Below are 17,922 nucleotides of genomic sequence, written 5' to 3' on the forward strand. Positions count from 1 at the left end.
TTAAAACTTGTCATAAGCCTCTGTCAGACGTCGCACCTATACCTTGGAGAAGAGACATGAAAAAGACGGTTGTAGCTTTGCGTACCATCCCCGCCTTGCTGATTCCTCTGGGAATGAGCATGGGAATGGGTCAAGCCCATGCGGCTGGTTTTAACTTGCTCGAACAGAATGCGAGCGGCCTGGGCAATGCCTACGCAGGCTCGGCCGCCATTGGTGACAATGCCAGCACGATCTACTTCAACCCGGCCGGCATGACCTTGTTGCCCGAGACCAACTTCTCGGCAGGTTTCAACGCGATTAAACCTACCTTCAAGTTCTCCGATAAAGGCAGTACCGACCCCCTGGCCCTGACGGGTGGCGCCAGCCGTCCCGCCACTGGCGGCTCAGGTGGTGATGCCGGTAAAGTCGCCGCCGTTCCCAATATTTATCTGTCCCATCAGCTCTCGCCCAAGTGGTGGGTGGGCCTGGGTATTGGTGTCCCGTTTGGTCTGACAACTGAATATGACGAAGGCTGGGTTGGCCGTTACCACTCCGAAAAATTTGCCATTGAAACCATCAACGTCAACCCGTCGGTGGCCTACAAGGTCAACGATCAGTTGTCCTTCGGTGTGGGTGTGAACTGGTTGCACATTGATGCCGACTACCGTCTGGCTACCCCCGTCGGCTATCACCCGGCATTGGGCCCACTGGACATGGACACCCGCGTCAAGATGAAAGGCGACGCCTGGGGCTGGAACGCCGGTTTGCTATACCAAATTACCCCCAGCACTCGTTTGGGCGTTTCCTATCGCTCGCAAATCAAGGTCACGGCTGACGGCGACACCAAGCTGCGCAACCGCAACGTACCAGCAGGCATTCCTGCTCCCAACATCAACTGGGATGCCGAAGCCACCATCAAGCTGCCTGACACCGCCATTGTCAGCTTGGTGCACGACCTGAATTCGCGCTGGCAGTTGCTGGCCGACGTGTCCTGGACAGGCTGGAGCAGCATCCCGCGCCTGACCATTGAAAACAGCGGCCCCGGCGCCAAGAATTCCGGCCTGGAACTGAAATTCAAGGACGCATGGCGCGTCGCCCTGGGTGCGAACTACCACTACAACGAGCAGTGGACCTTCAAGGGTGGTATTGCCTGGGACCAATCCCCCGTTCGCGACAAGAACTACCGCCCAACCGCCCTGCCTGACAGCGACCGCTACTGGGTGTCCCTGGGTGCTCAGTATCGCGCCAGCAAGAACGCCACCTGGGATATCGGCTACACCCACTTGTTCCTGAAAAACACCGACATGAACAACAATACGGATCCCGCTGGTCGTGGTCTGACACGCGGTACTTACAAAAACAGTGGTGACATCCTGGGCGTGCAGTTCAGCTATCGCTTCTAAGGATGCACTATGGCCCGCAGTCGCCGCATGGAGCTGCTCGCACGCCTACCCCCCACATGGCGTGCGCGCTTTTTGCAGCTGGGCTTTAACTGGCACCCCGCCTTCCGGGCAACCGGCGGGCGGGTCCACAAAGTTTCAGCGAACTTGCAACACATCGTCGTACGCCTGCCATTGCGTCGTCGCACTCGCAACATCAATGGCTCTCTATTTGGCGGCTCCCTGTTTGCCATTACAGACGGCGTGCACGCCACCATGCTTCTGGCTGGGCTGCAACGCCATGTGATTGTCTGGGACAAGAATGCAGAGATTCAGTATCGCCGCCCCGGCTACCAAACTCTGTACGCCAATTTTCAAATCAATCCAGATGAACTGGACGCAATACGAGGACAGCTAGACCAATACCACGAGGCTGAAGCCACATTTACCGTGCAGATCCAGGACCCCGAAGGCCAGATCTACACCACGGTGGAACGCACCATCTATATCGCCGACGCCCACTTCTACAAGCAGAAATCACAATCACGCTAATTTGCCGGAGGACCGCTTCATGTTTACCCCCCGCTGTGCCGCCCTGATTTTAAGTCTGTCCCTGGGGCTACCCGCCGCCCAGGCCGCTACTGTTGCGAATGTCACCGTGCCAGACACGGTCACCGTCGAGCAGCAAAGCCTGAAACTGAATGGGGCAGGCCTGCGCAAGAAAGTTGTTTTTGATGTGTACGTTGCCGCCCTGTATACCGCTTCACCTTCCCAGGATGCTGAAGCCATTATTCAATCCCCCGGACCGCATCAAATCCGACTGGTCCTCAAACGCGACCTGGATGCCCAAACCCTGATCGATGCCCTGAAAGACGGCATTCACAGCAACCTGACTGATCCTGAAAAACAAGAACTGGACCCCGTCATCAAGCAATTTGAAGACTTGATGCGCCAGGTGGGTGAAGCCAAGGAAGGCGACGTTGTGGTGCTGGACATGCACACCCCTCAGGTCAAGATCCTGTTCAACGACAAGACGCTGGGCGAGCTCTCTCACCCTGATCTGACCCCTGCTTTGTTGAAAATCTGGCTAGGCAAGAAGCCTGCCCAAGAATCGCTCAAAAAGGCCCTGCTGGGATTGTCTTGAACCTACACGCCTCGGAGCGCTTCATGGATAAAGTCTGGCTGCAGAACTACCCCGCCGGTATTCCTGCCACTATCGAAGATCAGGCCCAGCAGTACTCGTCCTTGCTGGATGTATTTGAACAAAGTTGTACCGAGTTCGCGCAGCGCACTGCCTATATCAGCATGGGCAAACGCATGAGCTACCGCGAACTGTCGACCAATGCCCTGGCACTGGCCAGCTGGCTGCAAAGCCAAGGCGTGAAAAAAGGCGACCGTGTCGCCCTGATGATGCCCAATATGCTGCAGTACCCCATCAGTCTGTATGGGGTGTTGCGCAGCGGGGCCACCATTATCAATACCAACCCGCTGTATACGGCCCGTGAACTGCGCCACCAGCTGCAAGACAGCGGCGCGGAAACCATCATCATTGCGGAGAATTTTGCCCACGTGCTGCAGGAAATCCTGCACGAAACACCCATCAAGCGAGTCATTGTGACCAGCGTGGGGGATTGTCTGGGCGGCTTCAAGGGCTGGCTGGTCAATCAAGTGGTGCGCCACGTTAAAAAAGGTGTGCCTGCCTGGTCCTTGCCTGGCTCCGTCTCTTTCAAAGCCGTACTGGCACAGGGGCGAGGCCGCGCACCGGCCCCGGTCAAGCTGACCCATGATGATATTGCCTGCCTGCAATACACCGGGGGCACGACAGGCGTTGCAAAAGGGGCCATCCTGACCCACGGCAATCTGGTGTCAAACCTGAGCCAGGCGCTGTCCTGGATTCGCCCGTATTTGAAAGAAGGCCAGATCGACTGCGTGGTCACCGCCCTGCCGCTCTACCATATCTTCGCTTTCACCGCGAACCTGCTGGTGTTTCTGCGTCTGGGTGCGGAGAACCTCTTGATCATTAACGCACGCGACATTCCCTCCATGATCAAGGACATGTCCAAGCTGCGTTTTACTGCCATTACGGGGGTGAACACCCTGTTCAATGCCATGCTGAACAATGCCGAGTTCCGCAAGCTGGATTTTTCCTCCCTGCGCTTTACCTTGGGCGGCGGTATGGCCGTACAGGAAGTGGTCGCCAAGCGCTGGCTGGAAGCGACCGGCAAACCCTTGGCCCAGGCTTATGGACTGACTGAAACTTCACCAGCGGCCACGATCAATCCGCTGGATAAAAAAGAGTTCACCGGCTCAATCGGGCTGCCCGTTCCTTCTACCGACATACGCATACGCGACGAAAACCAGAACGACTTGCCTTTGGGCGAAACGGGCGAGCTATGCATTCGCGGGCCGCAAGTTACTCCAGGCTACTGGCAACGTCCCGATGAAACCGCCAAGGTCTTTGATCACGACGGCTTTTTACGCACGGGCGACATTGGCTATATGAACGAGCAAGGTTATGTCTTCCTGCTGGATCGCAAAAAAGACATGATTCTGGTCTCGGGCTTTAACGTCTACCCCAATGAGGTGGAAGCCGTCGCTGCCCAGCACCCGGATATTGTCGAAGCTGCTGCCGTCGGTGTACCGGATGAGAAAGCAGGCGAAGTCGTCAAACTCTATGTCATCAGCCGTAATCCCGAGCTGACTGAAAAAGACGTAATTGCCTTTTGCCGCAAGGAGCTGACCGGCTACAAGGCCCCGCGTATTGTCGAATTCCGCGACGATCTGCCCCGCACCAATGTGGGCAAAATCCTGCGTCGGGAACTGCGTCCATAACACGTATTTCGCACGCGCTTAGACCAAGATGAAAGGGGCTTATGCCCCTTTTTCATTAACCGGAGTATTCATAAACAAATAAGAATCAGATCGTTCGTAGCCCTGATACCGCTCTTTAGAATGGGACAAACTATTTATATAAGCGAGTGTCAGAATGCACGCCCTGTCCCGCCTCTCGGAGTCCAATCGCACGGCGATTGCCCAAATTACCGACGAGCTCGATCCGCTGTCCCTGAACTGGCTGTCCGGCTATCTTGCCGGTGTCGCGCAAGTGCGCCATGCCGGCCTTCCCGCTCAAGCGCCTGTTTCCCCTGAACTGTCGTTGGTGCCCGCCGCCGCTGCGCCCGCCCAACGGCCTGCCACCATTGTGTTTGGCAGTCAGACAGGCAATGCCCAACGCGTCGCCGAAGCCTTTGCCCAACGTTGCGAAGCCGCCGGCATCCCCGTGCGCCTGCTGCGCGCCGACCGTTACCCCACGCGCGAGCTGAAAGAAGAACGTCTGCTCTACGTCATTATCAGCACCCAGGGTGAAGGCGATCCGCCAGACGATTCCATCGCGTTTTTCGAATTCCTGTCCGGTGCCCGTGCCCCCAAGCTGCCCGCACTGAAATTCGGTGTGCTGGGCCTGGGTGATTCCAGCTATCCCCTGTTCTGTGGGATCGCGGAAAAGATTGATCAACGCCTGCTGGCTCTGGGTGCGGAACGCATTCTGGACGCAGGGCTGGCTGATCTGGATATTGATACGGTTGCCGCCCCCTGGCAGGACAAAGCCTTTGGTTTTCTGGAAACGGATCACCAGGCCCACGCCGCAGCGGCCGTTCCTGCCGCCCAATCCAGCAACGTTACGGTGCTGGAAACCCAGACCCGCAGCAGCTTCACCCGCGACAATCCATTCCGGGCCACCGTGCTGCAAAGCCAAAGCATTACGGGCCGCGACAGCACCCGCAACATCTATCACTACGAGTTGTCGCTGGAAGGCAGTGGCCTGAAGTACCAACCCGGTGATGCATTGGGTGTCTGGCCTACACAAAACGCCAAACTGGTCGAAGCGGTTATCCAGACGTTGAAGCTGGACCCGCAAGAGACCGTCACCATTCAGGACAAGTCGCACACGCTGCAAGAATGGCTTAGCCACTACCGCGAGCTGACACAACTTACCAAGCCTTTCCTGATGGAACTGGCCAAGCGCAATAGCGATGCCGTGCTACAGACAGCCGTAGGCCCAGAGGGTTTGAGCACTTTGCAAGAGCTGCTGAAAACCCATCAAGTGCTGGACGTATTGGAACGCTTCCCGGCCACCTGGAGCGCCGCCGAACTGGTGCAAGCCTTGCGCCCTCTGGCACCCCGCATGTACTCCATCGCCTCCAGCCAGTCCGAGGTGGACGAAGAAGTACATCTGACCGTGGCCAATGTGCATTACCAATTCAACGAGCAGGATCGTTGGGGCGTGGCTTCCGACTATCTGGCCCGCCTGAACGAAGGCGATACCGTGCCGGTCTTTATCGACCCCAATACACGCTTCCGCCTGCCTGAAGATAGCAGCCGTGACGTGATCATGATTGGTCCCGGCACCGGCGTTGCCCCTTTCCGTGCCTTTGTGCAGGAACGCAGCGTTCAGGGTGGTGAAGGCCGCAACTGGCTGTTCTTTGGCAACCCGCACTTTCACTCCGATTTCCTCTACCAGACCGAATGGCAACGTGCCTTGCAGGACGGTCAGTTGCAACACCTGGATCTGGCCTTCTCGCGCGATCAGGAAAACAAGGTTTACGTCCAGCACCGCTTGCTGGAAAAAGCAGCCGAGGTCTATGCCTGGATTCAGGGCGGCGCCCACATTTATGTGTGCGGTGATGCCAATCAGATGGCCAAGGACGTACACCAGACCCTGCAGGAAATTGCCCGCCAGGAAGGTGGATTGGACGCAGACCAGGCTCGCAGCTGGTTGGAAGAACTCTCGGCGCAGGGCCGCTACGCCCGCGACGTTTACTGAGAAGCAAGGACATGACAGAAAAGAAAATCGCCGCTATCGAGCAAGTAAAAATTGATAGCCGCTATCTGCGCGGCGGCATTACCGAGGGTCTGGCAGACCCGATTACCGGCGCCATCAGCGAAGACGACAACAAGCTGCTGAAATTTCACGGCAGCTATCAGCAAGACGACCGCGACCAGCGTGAAGAGCGTCGCAAGCAAAAGCTGGAACCCGCTTTCAGCTTCATGATTCGCGCCCGCTTGCCCGGCGGCGTGGTCACGCCCGCCCAGTGGCTGGCCTTTGACCAGATCGCCTGTGACTGGGCCCAGTTTGGCCTGCGCATCACCACCCGCCAGACCTTCCAATGGCATGGCGTCCGCAAGCCCTTTTTAAAGCCCACCCTGCAAGCCATCAACAAGGCCATGTCCACGACATTGGCCACTTGCGGTGATGTGAACCGTCAGGTGGTCAGCGCCACCAATCCCTTGCTGTCCGAGCAGCATGGTCTGGTTCAGGAATGGGCTGACAAGATTTCCGAAACCTTCCTGCCCAAAACCCGCGCCTATGCCGAGATCTGGCTGGACGGCAAGAAAGTCGAAGACGCCATTGACGGCGAAGACTTTGAACCGATTTACGGCAAGACTTACCTGCCCCGCAAATTCAAGATCGGCATTGCCGTGCCTCCCTTGAATGATGTGGACGTATTTGCGCAGGACATCGGCCTGATCGCGATTATTGAGAACAATCAGTTGCTGGGCTTTAACGTCGCCATTGGTGGTGGCATGGGTGCCACACATGGCGACGACACCACCTATCCACGGCTGGGCAGCGTGATCGGCTTTGTACGCCCCGAGCAATTGCTGGCCGTTTGCGAAGCCGTCATCACCACACAACGTGACCATGGCAACCGCGACGAGCGCCGTCATGCCCGTCTGAAATACACCGTGGATAAGCTGGGCGCCGACTGGTTCCTGGAAGAAGTGCAAAACCGCAGTGGTCAAACGCTGGAGCCATCACGCCCCTACCATTTTGACCACAATGGCGACCGCTTCGGCTGGACCCAGGGCAGCAATGGCCGCTGGCACCTGAGCCTGCGCATAGATTCGGGCCGCATCATGGATACCGAAGTCGGTCCCTGGCTGACGGGTATGCGTGAAATTGCCAAGATTCACCAGGGACAGTTCCGCCTGACTTGCAACCAGAACCTGATCATTGCCGATGTGCCTGAAGAAGATAAGGCCAAGATCGACAAGCTGGTCGCAGATCACAAGCTGGATGTGTACCAGACACAAAGCGGCATACGCAGCAGCACGATTGCCTGTGTCTCTTTGCCTACCTGCGGTTTGGCCATGGCCGAGAGCGAACGCTACGCCCCCATCCTGCTGCCCAAGCTGGAAACATTGCTGGACAAGTACCAACTGCGCGAGGAGCGTATTGTGCTGCGTATCTCCGGTTGCCCCAACGGCTGCGCCCGTCCTTACCTGGGTGAAATTGCCCTGGTTGGCCGTGCTCTGGGTCGCTATGACTTGCGTCTGGGTGCGAACTTCAGCGGCGAGCGCCTGAACGTAATCTATCGTCAAAATATTGCCGAACCTGAAATTCTGAGCATTCTGGATGAGCTGTTTGGCCGCTTCGCTGCCGAGCGTCTGGAAGGCGAGCACTTTGGCGATTTTCTGGTTCGCGCTGGCGTGGTTGCCGAGCCTTCAAGCCGCTTGATTCCTTTAGTTTTACAGCCAGCCTGACATGAACCTCTTTCCTTTATTCGCCAACTTGAAGCAGCGCGCGGTATTGGTGATCGGCGGTGGAGAAATCGCCGAGCGCAAAGTGCGCCTGGTCCTGGCTGCCGGTGCCCAGGTCACGCTGGTCGCCCCCTATGTGGTGGACAGTCTGGAAGAGCTGGCGAATCAAGGGCGCATCACCCTGATTCGGGAGCGCTATCAGGCCCAGCATCTACAAGGGGCCTGGCTGATTATTGCCGCCACTGACAAACGGGACGTGAACCAGATCATTGCCCAGGACGCACAAGAAGCACGCATTCTGGTCAATGTGGTGGACGACCCAGAATTGTCCAGTTTTCAGGTGCCTGCCATTGTGGATCGCTCACCGCTGATTATTGCGATTTCCTCAGCGGGATCAGCCCCCATGTTGGCACGGCGAGTACGGGAGCAATTGGAAACCATGTTGGACCACAGCCTGGGTGCGATCAGCCGTCTGGCGCAGGAATATCGCGGTGCCATTCGGCGCGCCCGCCCCGACCTGGGTGCGCGCCGCCGTTTCTACGACTGGCTGCTGGATGGCCCGGTGGGTGCCGCCCTGCGCAGTCAGCAAGCCGAGCAAGCCCGCTTGAGCCTGGAGAGCGCACTGCAACAGCCTGAATCACCCCGTGCCACACAAGGCCGCGTGATTCTGGTGGGCGCCGGTCCAGGCGATCCAGGTCTGCTGACCCTGCATGCCCTGCGTGCACTGAATCGTGCTGATGTGATTCTGTACGATCGTCTTGTATCCGATCAGGTGATGGAGCTGGCTCGTCGTGATGCCCACCGTATTTTTGTAGGCAAGCAATTGGGCGAAGATCATCACCAGACCCAAAACCGCATTCATCAGTTGATGATTGAACACGCCCGAGCAGGTCAAACCGTGGTGCGCCTGAAAGGCGGCGATGGCTTTATTTTTGGCCGTGGCGGTGAAGAACTGGAATATCTGGCCGAGCATGGCATCGCATTTGAAGTGGTACCCGGCATCACGGCTGCCATCGCATGTGCGGCTTATAGCGGTATTCCTCTGACCCATCGTGACCACGCGCAGTCCGTGCAGTTTGTGACGGCTCACCGCAAAAGCGGTCATGGTATTGAGGACTGGAACCCGCTGCTGGATACCAGCCAGACGGTTGCTGTCTACATGGGTTTGCAGCAGATTCTGGGCTTTAGCCATGAGCTGGTACAACGGGGCCGCAGTGCCACTACGCCCTGCGCCTTGATTGAAAATGGTTCGCGCCCTGAGCAGCGCACCTTGCTGTCCACGCTGCAAAACATTGCCCAGGATGCGCAGCAGCATCAGTTTGCCAGCCCCTGCATTCTGGTGATCGGTCAGGTAGCTACCTTGGGCAGTACCTTGTCCTGGTATGGCGAGCTAATCGACCAGCTCAGTTCACGTACAGCAATTACGCAGGATGCGGACAATACCCTGGTCGCTGCATGAAGGCAGTGATCAAGGCCTAGCTAGAGTCTCGTCTCAAGATCACTTTTCTATACGTACATACCCACTAAGGCTCCAGTCAGTGCGGGATTAGCATCCTTGAATACCGCTTCAAACTGAATCTAAAAAGGCCCTCAACATCTCAAATGTTGAGGGCCTTTTTTATCTTTCTGCAGCTTCTGAAAAGCCACTAAGCACCAGGTAAAACTGCCAGCGCCTACAAGAACAAAACTGGCAGCGGCAGATAGCCTGAGCATGCTCTGTCACTTGTCTTTCCTGGAAATACAAAACAGTCAAAGCTCTTCGCCTGTCGGCCCAAGAGCTGATTATTTAGCGCTGTCCCAAGGCCGCAAATAAGGCTCGCAAAGCGCTATCCAGCAGATAGCCAATCAGACCAATCAAGACAATTACGGCCATCAGTTCGGAATACGCCATACGGTCGCGCGTATCCAGAATCAGGTAACCCAAACCGGCCGACACACCCAGCATTTCGCAAGGTACCAGCACAATCCACAAGACGCCGATTGCCAGTCGGCTACCCGTCAGCACCGAGCCTACAATGCCGCGCAGAATCAAGTACAACAGCGTTTCCAGCTTGGTGGCCGCCAGACTGCGACCCAGCATCAGCCATCGCGGATTCAGATGCCGTACGCCCGAGGCTGTATTCAGCAAGACAGGCCAGACACCGGCCACACCCAACAGAAAATAAATCGGTGCATCCCCAATGCCAAAGGCCATGACGGCAATAGGCATCCAGGACAGGGGCGAGATCATGCGCAGGAACTGGAACAAGGGAGTCAATGCGGCGTGAGCTCGGGCTGACAAACCCAGCAGCAAACCGGCGGGCACGCCGACACCCAATGAGATCGCCAGCCCTACAAAAATACGTTGCAAGCTGGCGCCTACATGCATCCAGGTCTCGGACCAGCCCAGTATCTCCAGCAAGCTATGAAATGCAGCTGCTGGTCCGAATTGCTGCATTAATGGGCTGCTGGACCAGGCCGTGGCCAGGTACCACAGCACAACTCCCGCCAACAAACCGCCCAAACCCCACAGGGTGCTGGCAATCCAGGCATTCATTTTGGGACGTCGCAAAGATGCAGTCGATCGCGGATCGGACTGCGCCAATGGCGGAGAAGAAGCAGAGGCACTCAAACTCATACAACAATGCTCTCGTTGCGGGTGTATTGCCCGGACAAGCCAAACTGCGCCAGGCCACCCTGTTTTTCCAAAGCGGCACGGACAAAGCGGTCATCCACCAGATCGCTGGCTACGTGTTCAGGAGACAGCCCTTCCAGAAAACCACGCTCGCCCTGAATCAAAGTCCCTTGCAGCATTTGCACCAAGGACTCGGTGTAGCTGGGGAAGGGATAAGGTTGAAAATCGATACGCTGGTCGTCCCAGTCCGGATGACGAATTACGCCAGACTTCACGTATTGCGCGCGATCAGCCGGGTCCGGGGACAACACTTTCAACAGGTTTTCCTGAGTGTGCGGTGTATAGCGGTTCCCGCCTTCACGCGACAGGATCTGAGCCGCCTCGGTACGGTGACTACGTATCCAGATCTGTGCCTTGACCAGGCCATCCACCACGCCTTGCGACCATTGGGGGCGAGTCTGCAAATCCTGCTCGTGCATGAAGGCCACGCAACAGGCGTGATCGCGCCAGACGTCGCCAGTAAAGCGCAAGATGCGGCCCATGCCCTGAGTTTCTGCCAAGGCATTGAAAGGTTCGGCCACCGTAAAACCGGCAATTCGCCCCGAGGCCAAGGCCGGCGGCATATCAGCAGGCGCCATCACCACCAGATTGACCTCATTGGGTGCCAGCGCACCGTCGTTTTTCACGACAGGCGTCAGGCCATGTGCTTTGAGCACATGCTGCAGCACCACGTTGTGAATCGAATACCAGAAAGGAATCGCCACCGTCTGCCCGCCCAATTGCTCGGCCGAGCTGATGTTCTGCGCCACCGTGATAGCAGAGCCACTCATGTGATTCCATGCCACCACTTTTGCAGGGACTTTGCTGCCGTAGCGCGCCCACACCGTCATGGGAGAGAGCAAGTGCACCAGATTGACCTGACCGGAGATGAAAGCCTCGATCAACTGAGACCAACTGCGCACCATCACGGGCTTTTCAACCGCAATACCCGCTTCTTCAAAATATCCATTGTGATGCGCCACCAACATGGCGGTGGCATCGGTAATCGGCAAATAGCCGATACGCAAAGGCGCATTCGACTCGCTTTGTGCACGGGCAGCCCCTTGGGCCAGCAAGGGCGCAGCACCCGCAACGGTCAGCAAAGACGCCAGTTTCAGCAAGTCGCGACGGGTACGAGACGTAGGAGATTCAATCATGACGTGCACCTTACAAAACAGAAGCGTGAACCGCCTGGGAGAGGCTTTGCTCCAGGCTGGCCACAATTTCCAGGCGTATGGCCTGAAGCCAGTTATCCAGATGAGATCGGGGGTGGGCCGGGCAGCTCCATTCACGCTGCAAACCGGCAGGACGGCCACCTAACAGCAGGACACGGTCCGCCAGCAAAAGGGCCTCATCAATATCGTGAGTGACCAGCACAATGGCGCAGCCGGTCTGATCGCGTATCGACAGAATCAGCTCCTGCATCTGGCGACGAGTTACTTCATCCAGGGCGCCAAAAGGTTCGTCCATCAGCAAGACTTGTGGGCGTCGAGCCAGACAACGCGCAATGGCAACACGCTGTGCCATACCGCCCGACAAGGCACCAGGACGCTGATGACGGCTTTCATACAAACCAACCTGACGCAGCGCCTGTTCAACCCGCAGGCGGCGCTCGGCGGCGGATACGGAAGGTTGGCGTGCAAAGCCCAGACCAAAACCGGTATTGGCCTGCACATTCAGCCACGGCAAGAGAATGGCTTCTTGAAACGCCATGGCCAAAGCGGGGTGAACCCCACGCACGGGCTGCCCCAGAAAGGACACCTCGCCTTGGGTAGGCGTTTGCAAACCGGCCAGTACCCGCAACAAAGAGGATTTACCCACTCCGCTGGGGCCCAGCAGCGCCACGATCTCGCCCGCGCGCACGCCCAAGTCCAGGTTCTGCAAGATCGTCTGGCCACCGTAGGCCAGATTGATCCCCCGAGCGGACAAGAGTCCGGCCCCTTCAGAATCGGTATGCGAGGGGGCGGCGGAACTCATACGGCATCCTGCCCAAGTTCGGCTTTCAGTTGCGCCACCGTGGGTGAAATCAAAGGCACCAACATGGCTTCGCGATAACGACGCAACAGTTGGGGATGCTTGCCCTGCATATAGGCCGCCCCTCCAATCGCAGAGCTTTCCAGGGCCACAGCCTGCGACGCCAAACTACTTAGCTCGATACGGACTTTGAACAAATCAGGCGGCGTGGCCGAGCCGGGTTTACGTACGGCATCAACCAGCACATCCGACAATTCCTGCACACGATCCAGCAAGCGGCGGGCGGGCTGCTCCTGTACCCATTGGCAACGTGGCGCATCCAGCACTTGCTTCAAGGAGCGACGTGCCAAGCCCATGGTCATGCCGCATTGCAGCGCCATGAAACGGGGGCGTACCGAGCGCACAAAGTGGCCTGCATCGGGATGCAACAAACGCTCTTGTCCCAGACGCACGGCATTGAACTTCAAAGCGGCGGTATTGCTGCCACGTAGTCCGACCAGATCCAGATCTGCGGAACGCTCCAGGCCTGGATCGCCCAGTTCTGCGACCCAAATACCGGCTTGCTCTTCAGGCATGGCGGCCACAATGGCGACCAGGCAGTTGCCGGGACGCAGATTGGTAATCCAGGGCAGGCGGCCCTCAAGCTGCCAATGCCCTTGTTCAGGCTGGGCACGCACTTGCAGCTCTTCAATGCCACCCAAAAACTTGATGGCATTGGACAGACCCGTCGCACCCGCAATACTGCCGTCCAGTAAACCCGGCAGATAGCGCTCGCGCATGGCGGGGTCCTGAACGTCACGCAGGTATTCAATAAAGGTACGCTGGCTCCACAGGACAAAACCTGCCGTCAGCGAATGCTCGGCCACTTCCACGATGGATTGAACGGCATCACCGAAGTCGGAAAAATCCGCTTTCAGGCCCAGGCTCAACAAACCGTCTTGCGCCAGGCGAGGCAACAAGGCCTGCGCCTGGGATGCATCGCTATCCAGCGAGAGGGCATGCTCTTCCAGCCACTGGGCCAAGCCAGGCGACAAAACAGGCCGCTCTGAGGCCAGCACAGGCTGCTCAGCGCGCTTTAAGGCGTTTCCCATGCGTAGGCCTCCAGCTGGCTATTGAGCGGCGTACGAGCCAGGTTATTGGCAAAGTTGCAGATCGTCGCCAAGCCAATACCAGTAATCACTTCCAGAGCCTGCTGGTCGCCGTAACCGGCAGCGCGGAAATCGGCCAGAGCCTGATCCGACACCTGACCACGGGTGTCAATCACGGCGCGGCTGAACAGAGCCAGAGCCTGCAGGCGCTCGTCGTTGATCTGGTCAAAGCCACGCGCACGCAAAGCGGCCAGAATTTCCGGGTCCAGTTTGGCTTTATTGGTCGCAATGGCGGTGTGACCGGCCACGCAGAAGCGGCAACCGTGAGTAGTACCGGCAACCAGTTGCACGACCTCACGCTCGACCAGCGACAGGCTGGCGGTAGCGTTCAAGGCAGACATATCCTGATAGGCTTGCAGGGCAACGGGCGCATTAGCCAAAATAGCCAGCAAATTGGACAAAAAGCCGCTACCACGCACAGCTTTTTCAAGGGCTGGTTTGACCGCCTCCGGTGCGGAATCCACAGTATGCAAAGTTAAGCGAGTCATGATGGCGACAATTCCTTAGTTAATCCGAGAAGGTTTCATTGTCGATTGACTGGCGCCTTATCTCCATGTGCGAACATAGCGGTATTCATATTAAAAATATCCACGAAAAGAAATAAGCATATTTTCTGCATGAGCGACTCTGCCTTTCCTGACAGCCATTGCGCCGTCGACTCCAAAGACACAGGACACCCTGTGGAAGAACTGCTCTTGTCCGGGCTGGAGATCTCGGCCAGCCTGTTTCACTTGGGCCAGTACTGCAATCAATGGGAAAGCAGCCTGCACGGGCACCAACGAGCAGGCTTTCATGTGGTCTTGCATGGGCCGTGCTGGCTGCATATTCAGCATCAGGACGCCTTGGCCTTGCAGGCGGGCGATGCAGTGTTCTTCTTGCGGGATGTGCCCCATCGCTTAAGCTCCTCGCCCACGCCGCCAGACTGGAATGCGGCCATGCGGCGACAAACCATGCAGAGCCTGGAGCCACAAGTGCAACACAGTACGGGCTTGCTCTGTGGTTTTCTGGATCTGGGCCGTGGTTTGAGCGAATTGCTGCTGGCAACCGTGCCTGATGTTTTGTTGATTGATGGTTCTCAGACAGATGCAGATTCAGGACGCCCTTTGCTGGACTTGATCCAGGCCGAAATGCGACGCCAGCCGCAAGCCAACTCCAGCCTGCTGGAAAAGCTGGTGGAGCTGTTGTTGTTCTATACCTTGCGCCAACAAATTGGGCAGACCCCGGCCGAAGGGGCCCTGCCCGCGGGCTTGATTCATCTGGCCAGCGACTCTGCCTTTGGTGGCCTGATCGAGCAGTTGCTACGTGAACCCGCCAAGGCCTGGTCGGTGGACGATATGGCCGCCTATCTGAATATGTCTCGTGCCGCCTTTCACCGCCGCTTTACCTTGCTGTGCGGGATGGCGCCAGCCCAAGTACTGTTGCAACTACGTATGCAGCTGGCCAAGCGTCAGCTGGAACAGGGGCTGACCATGGAACAGATTGCCGAGCGTATCGGTTATAGCTCTGCGGCCGCATTCAGCGCCGCGTTCAGGCGTAGTGTGGGTGTCAGTCCTGCACAATGGCGCAAACAAGAACCACGTCGGTAAGTCGCCAGATATCCGACTAACGGTCGCAGCCAGCCTCTGTTTTAAGCTCGATCCCATGCAAGCAAATGGCCCGAGCCATAGGGCATAGGACATAGGGCATAGGACATAGGGCATAGGGCATAGGGCATAGCCGATGTCATGCGCAAAATGCCGTATTGTCCAGGCAGGAGTAAAACTCACGTAGCACTCGGAATCAAAAGCCAGTCTCGGTCTGTACGCTTGCAACGGGCAGCAGTCAACAAGCACACCATACGATCACTCTTCTGTTCCAGTGCTCGCCGGTAAACAAGCGGGCATAAAAAAACCCCAATCTGTAAACAGATCGGGGTTTTAGACCTACCAGAGCCAGGCCGAAGCCTGGCATCTGAGCAAGCGTTTAGATCACGCGGGCTGCTTCGATCAGACGCACAACAGTCCAGGACTTGCTGCGGCTGATAGGACGGCCTTCGGTAATCTCAACGGTATCGCCTTCGTTGTACTGGTTGGTCTCGTCGTGCGCTTTGTATTTATTGGAGCGGACGATGATCTTGCCATACAAGGGATGTTTAACGCGGCGTTCAACCAGAACGACGACAGTTTTGTCCATCTTGTTGCTGACAACTTGACCGATCAGGGTACGTTGACGTTTTGCGGTAGTTTGAGTTTCGCTCATCTTACTTTCCTGCGGTCTCAGCCATGACGGTACGGACGCGAGCGATGTCGCGACGTACTTTGCCCAATTGGCTGGTGTTGGAAAGCTGTTGAGTAGCACGCTGCATGCGCAGGTTAAATTGTGCTTTCAACAGGCTCTCGAGCTCTTTTTGGAGCTCGGCGGCATCTTTAGTACGGAGTTCGCTGGCTTTCATGACGTCTCCTTAAGCACCGATCTGACGCGTTACGAACGTCGTCGAGATAGGCAGCTTGGCAGCGGCCAGACGGAATGCTTCGCGTGCCAGCTCTTCGCTAACACCTTCCATTTCGTACAGGACCTTGCCTGGTTGAATCTCAGCGACCCAGAACTCTGGATTACCCTTACCGTTACCCATACGAACTTCGGCAGGTTTCTGCGAAATTGGCTTATCGGGGAAGATGCGGATCCAGATGCGGCCACCACGTTTGATGTGACGGTTAATTGCACGACGTGCTGCTTCGATCTGGCGAGCAGTCAGACGGCCACGGTCAGTGGCTTTCAGACCAAATTCGCCAAACGAAACTTGCGCACCGCGAGTAGCCAGACCGGTGTTACGGCCTTTGTGCTCTTTGCGATACTTTCTGCGAGAAGGTTGCAGCATGTTTTATTCTCCTTCGGACGCAGCAGGAGCAGCGTCTTTACGAGGACCGCGGCCACGACTACCTGGACGGCGGTTTTCAGGGCGGTCACCACGTGGACGACGTGGGCGGCGCTCTTCAGGGGCTACGGTGTCAACAGGCATTTCGCCGTTAGGCAGCATGTCGCCCTTGTAGACCCAGACCTTGATACCGATGATCCCGTACGTCGTGTGCGCTTCGGAAGTACCGTAATCGATGTTAGCGCGCAGGGTGTGCAGAGGCACACGGCCTTCGCGGTACCATTCGGTACGAGCGATTTCGATGCCGTTCAAGCGACCCGAGCTCATGATCTTGATGCCTTGGGCACCCAGACGCATGGCGTTTTGCATGGAACGCTTCATCGCACGACGGAACATGATGCGCTTTTCCAATTGCTGAGCAATGGAGTCGGCGATCAGTTGAGCGTCGGTTTCAGGTTTGCGAATTTCTTCGATGTTAACGTGCACTGGCACGCCCAACAGGCGCTGCAGGTCAGCCTTCAGGCTTTCGATATCCTCGCCGCGCTTGCCGATCACCACACCAGGACGAGCCGAGTAAATAGTGATGCGAGCATTCTTGGCAGGACGCTCGATGACCACACGGCCAACGGACGCACTTTTCAGCTTGCGTTTCAGGTATTCGCGCACACGGATGTCGTCAGCCAACATCGTACCGAACTCAGCACCGTCAGCGTACCAACGCGAGCTCCAGTTACGGTTAACAGCCAGGCGGAACCCAATTGGGTGGATTTTCTGTCCCATTGTGACTCCTTAAGCGCCGACTTTGACCACAATGTGGCAAGTCTGCTTCTCAATACGGTTACCGCGGCCTTTGGCTCGTGCAGAAAAACGCTTCAACGACTGAGCCTTGTCCACGTAAATGGAGGTGACTTTCAGTTCGTCGATGTCGGCGCCGTCATTGTGCTCAGCGTTGGCAATAGCCGATTCCAGAGCTTTCTTGATGATGCCAGCGGCTTTCTTGGGAGTGAAAGTCAGCGTATTCAGAGCGTGAGCGACGGACTTGCCGCGGACCATGTCCGCAACCAGACGTGCTTTTTGCGCCGAAATATGGACTCCACGAATAATTGCTGTAGTTTCCATCACTTATCTCCGGGCCTTTTTGTCCGCAGCGTGACCCTTGAAAGTACGGGTCAAAGCGAACTCGCCGAGCTTGTGGCCAACCATGTTCTCGTTGATGTAAACGGGAATGTGTTGACGGCCATTGTGAACGGCAATCGTCAGCCCAATGAACTCGGGCAGGATGGTAGAGCGGCGCGACCAGGTTTTGATTGGTCGCTTGTCGTTACCCACAACGGCTGCATCAACCTTTTTGATCAGGTGAGCATCAACGAATGGGCCTTTTTTGATCGAACGTGACAT

General features: G+C 57.0%; 19 protein-coding genes. 8 read left to right on the top strand and 11 right to left on the bottom strand.

The genetic code is table 11. From position 1 onward, the window contains the following. The first annotated feature begins 56 nt into the window (after positions 1–56). The 7 genes from U2949_RS09290 to cysG all read left to right on the top strand — a co-directional run bounded on the left by U2949_RS09290 (position 57) and on the right by cysG (position 9,354). Positions 57–1,382, top strand: a complete 1,326-nt coding sequence (locus U2949_RS09290) for an OmpP1/FadL family transporter (protein ID WP_026484840.1) — start codon at positions 57–59, stop codon at positions 1,380–1,382. 9 nt (positions 1,383–1,391) lie between these two features. Next, positions 1,392–1,910 (top strand): DUF4442 domain-containing protein, encoded by a 519-nt coding sequence (locus tag U2949_RS09295; protein WP_026484839.1) that lies wholly within the window; start codon positions 1,392–1,394, stop codon positions 1,908–1,910. A 19-nt stretch (positions 1,911–1,929) separates the two neighbouring features. Further along, complete coding sequence (locus tag U2949_RS09300; RefSeq protein WP_026484838.1) at positions 1,930–2,502, top strand: chalcone isomerase family protein; 573 nt, start codon at positions 1,930–1,932, stop codon at positions 2,500–2,502. A 23-nt stretch (positions 2,503–2,525) separates the two neighbouring features. Continuing rightward, a complete protein-coding gene (locus tag U2949_RS09305; protein WP_257723271.1) occupies positions 2,526–4,190 on the top strand; it encodes an AMP-binding protein in 1,665 nt (554 codons plus the stop codon). Positions 4,191–4,344: 154 nt separating this feature from the next. Next, the gene (locus U2949_RS09310; RefSeq protein WP_026484836.1) at positions 4,345–6,177 is read left to right on the top strand and encodes an assimilatory sulfite reductase (NADPH) flavoprotein subunit; all 1,833 of its coding nucleotides are present in this window, start codon (positions 4,345–4,347) and stop codon (positions 6,175–6,177) included. A gap of 11 nt (positions 6,178–6,188) precedes the next feature. Beyond that, a complete protein-coding gene (gene cysI, locus U2949_RS09315) occupies positions 6,189–7,898 on the top strand; it encodes an assimilatory sulfite reductase (NADPH) hemoprotein subunit (protein WP_026484835.1) in 1,710 nt (569 codons plus the stop codon). A gap of 1 nt (position 7,899) precedes the next feature. Continuing rightward, a complete protein-coding gene (gene cysG / locus U2949_RS09320; RefSeq protein ID WP_321287301.1) occupies positions 7,900–9,354 on the top strand; it encodes a siroheme synthase CysG in 1,455 nt (484 codons plus the stop codon). A gap of 327 nt (positions 9,355–9,681) precedes the next feature. Here cysG and U2949_RS09325 read toward each other — a convergent pair whose 3' ends face one another. The 5 genes from U2949_RS09325 to U2949_RS09345 form a co-directional block, all read right to left on the bottom strand. Next, positions 9,682–10,431 carry an ABC transporter permease gene (locus U2949_RS09325; protein WP_321287381.1) on the bottom strand — a complete coding sequence of 250 codons (750 nt, stop codon included), beginning with the start codon at positions 10,429–10,431 and terminating at the stop codon, positions 9,682–9,684. Between the two features lie 77 nt (positions 10,432–10,508). Next, a complete protein-coding gene (locus U2949_RS09330; RefSeq protein WP_321287304.1) occupies positions 10,509–11,705 on the bottom strand; it encodes an ABC transporter substrate-binding protein in 1,197 nt (398 codons plus the stop codon). Between the two features lie 10 nt (positions 11,706–11,715). After that, positions 11,716–12,525, bottom strand: a complete 810-nt coding sequence (locus U2949_RS09335) for an ABC transporter ATP-binding protein (protein WP_257723275.1) — start codon at positions 12,523–12,525, stop codon at positions 11,716–11,718. Further along, a complete protein-coding gene (locus U2949_RS09340; protein WP_321287307.1) occupies positions 12,522–13,613 on the bottom strand; it encodes an acyl-CoA dehydrogenase family protein in 1,092 nt (363 codons plus the stop codon). Before U2949_RS09340 ends, U2949_RS09335 begins: the two co-directional genes overlap by 4 nt. Next, a complete protein-coding gene (locus U2949_RS09345) occupies positions 13,598–14,158 on the bottom strand; it encodes a carboxymuconolactone decarboxylase family protein (RefSeq protein ID WP_009462432.1) in 561 nt (186 codons plus the stop codon). Before U2949_RS09345 ends, U2949_RS09340 begins: the two co-directional genes overlap by 16 nt. A gap of 129 nt (positions 14,159–14,287) precedes the next feature. On the opposite strand from U2949_RS09345, the gene U2949_RS09350 reads away from it, so the two are divergent. Then, complete coding sequence (locus tag U2949_RS09350) at positions 14,288–15,256, top strand: AraC family transcriptional regulator (RefSeq protein WP_257723277.1); 969 nt, start codon at positions 14,288–14,290, stop codon at positions 15,254–15,256. Positions 15,257–15,632: 376 nt separating this feature from the next. Here the strand turns inward: U2949_RS09350 and rpsQ are convergent, their stop codons facing one another. Genes rpsQ through rpsS form a run of 6 tightly spaced genes read right to left on the bottom strand, consistent with a single transcriptional unit; the run spans position 15,633 to position 17,922 of the window. After that, positions 15,633–15,908: a 30S ribosomal protein S17 gene (rpsQ, locus tag U2949_RS09355; RefSeq protein WP_009462428.1), complete on the bottom strand. Its 276-nt coding sequence runs from the start codon at positions 15,906–15,908 to the stop codon at positions 15,633–15,635. Between the two features lies 1 nt (position 15,909). Continuing rightward, positions 15,910–16,101 (bottom strand): 50S ribosomal protein L29, encoded by a 192-nt coding sequence (gene rpmC, locus U2949_RS09360; RefSeq protein ID WP_003803032.1) that lies wholly within the window; start codon positions 16,099–16,101, stop codon positions 15,910–15,912. A 9-nt stretch (positions 16,102–16,110) separates the two neighbouring features. Further along, on the bottom strand, positions 16,111–16,527 hold the full coding sequence (gene rplP / locus U2949_RS09365; RefSeq protein WP_003803033.1) for a 50S ribosomal protein L16: 417 nt from the start codon (positions 16,525–16,527) through the stop codon (positions 16,111–16,113). A 3-nt stretch (positions 16,528–16,530) separates the two neighbouring features. Beyond that, positions 16,531–17,304 carry a 30S ribosomal protein S3 gene (gene rpsC / locus U2949_RS09370; RefSeq protein WP_321287323.1) on the bottom strand — a complete coding sequence of 258 codons (774 nt, stop codon included), beginning with the start codon at positions 17,302–17,304 and terminating at the stop codon, positions 16,531–16,533. A gap of 9 nt (positions 17,305–17,313) precedes the next feature. After that, the gene (gene rplV, locus U2949_RS09375; protein ID WP_009462426.1) at positions 17,314–17,643 is read right to left on the bottom strand and encodes a 50S ribosomal protein L22; all 330 of its coding nucleotides are present in this window, start codon (positions 17,641–17,643) and stop codon (positions 17,314–17,316) included. Between the two features lie 3 nt (positions 17,644–17,646). Then, entirely contained in the window at positions 17,647–17,922 is a 276-nt protein-coding gene (rpsS, locus tag U2949_RS09380; RefSeq protein ID WP_003803039.1) for a 30S ribosomal protein S19, read from the bottom strand.

It is taken from the genome of Alcaligenes phenolicus (genome assembly GCF_032063905.1).
In the GTDB taxonomy this organism is placed as follows: domain Bacteria; phylum Pseudomonadota; class Gammaproteobacteria; order Burkholderiales; family Burkholderiaceae_B; genus Alcaligenes; species Alcaligenes phenolicus.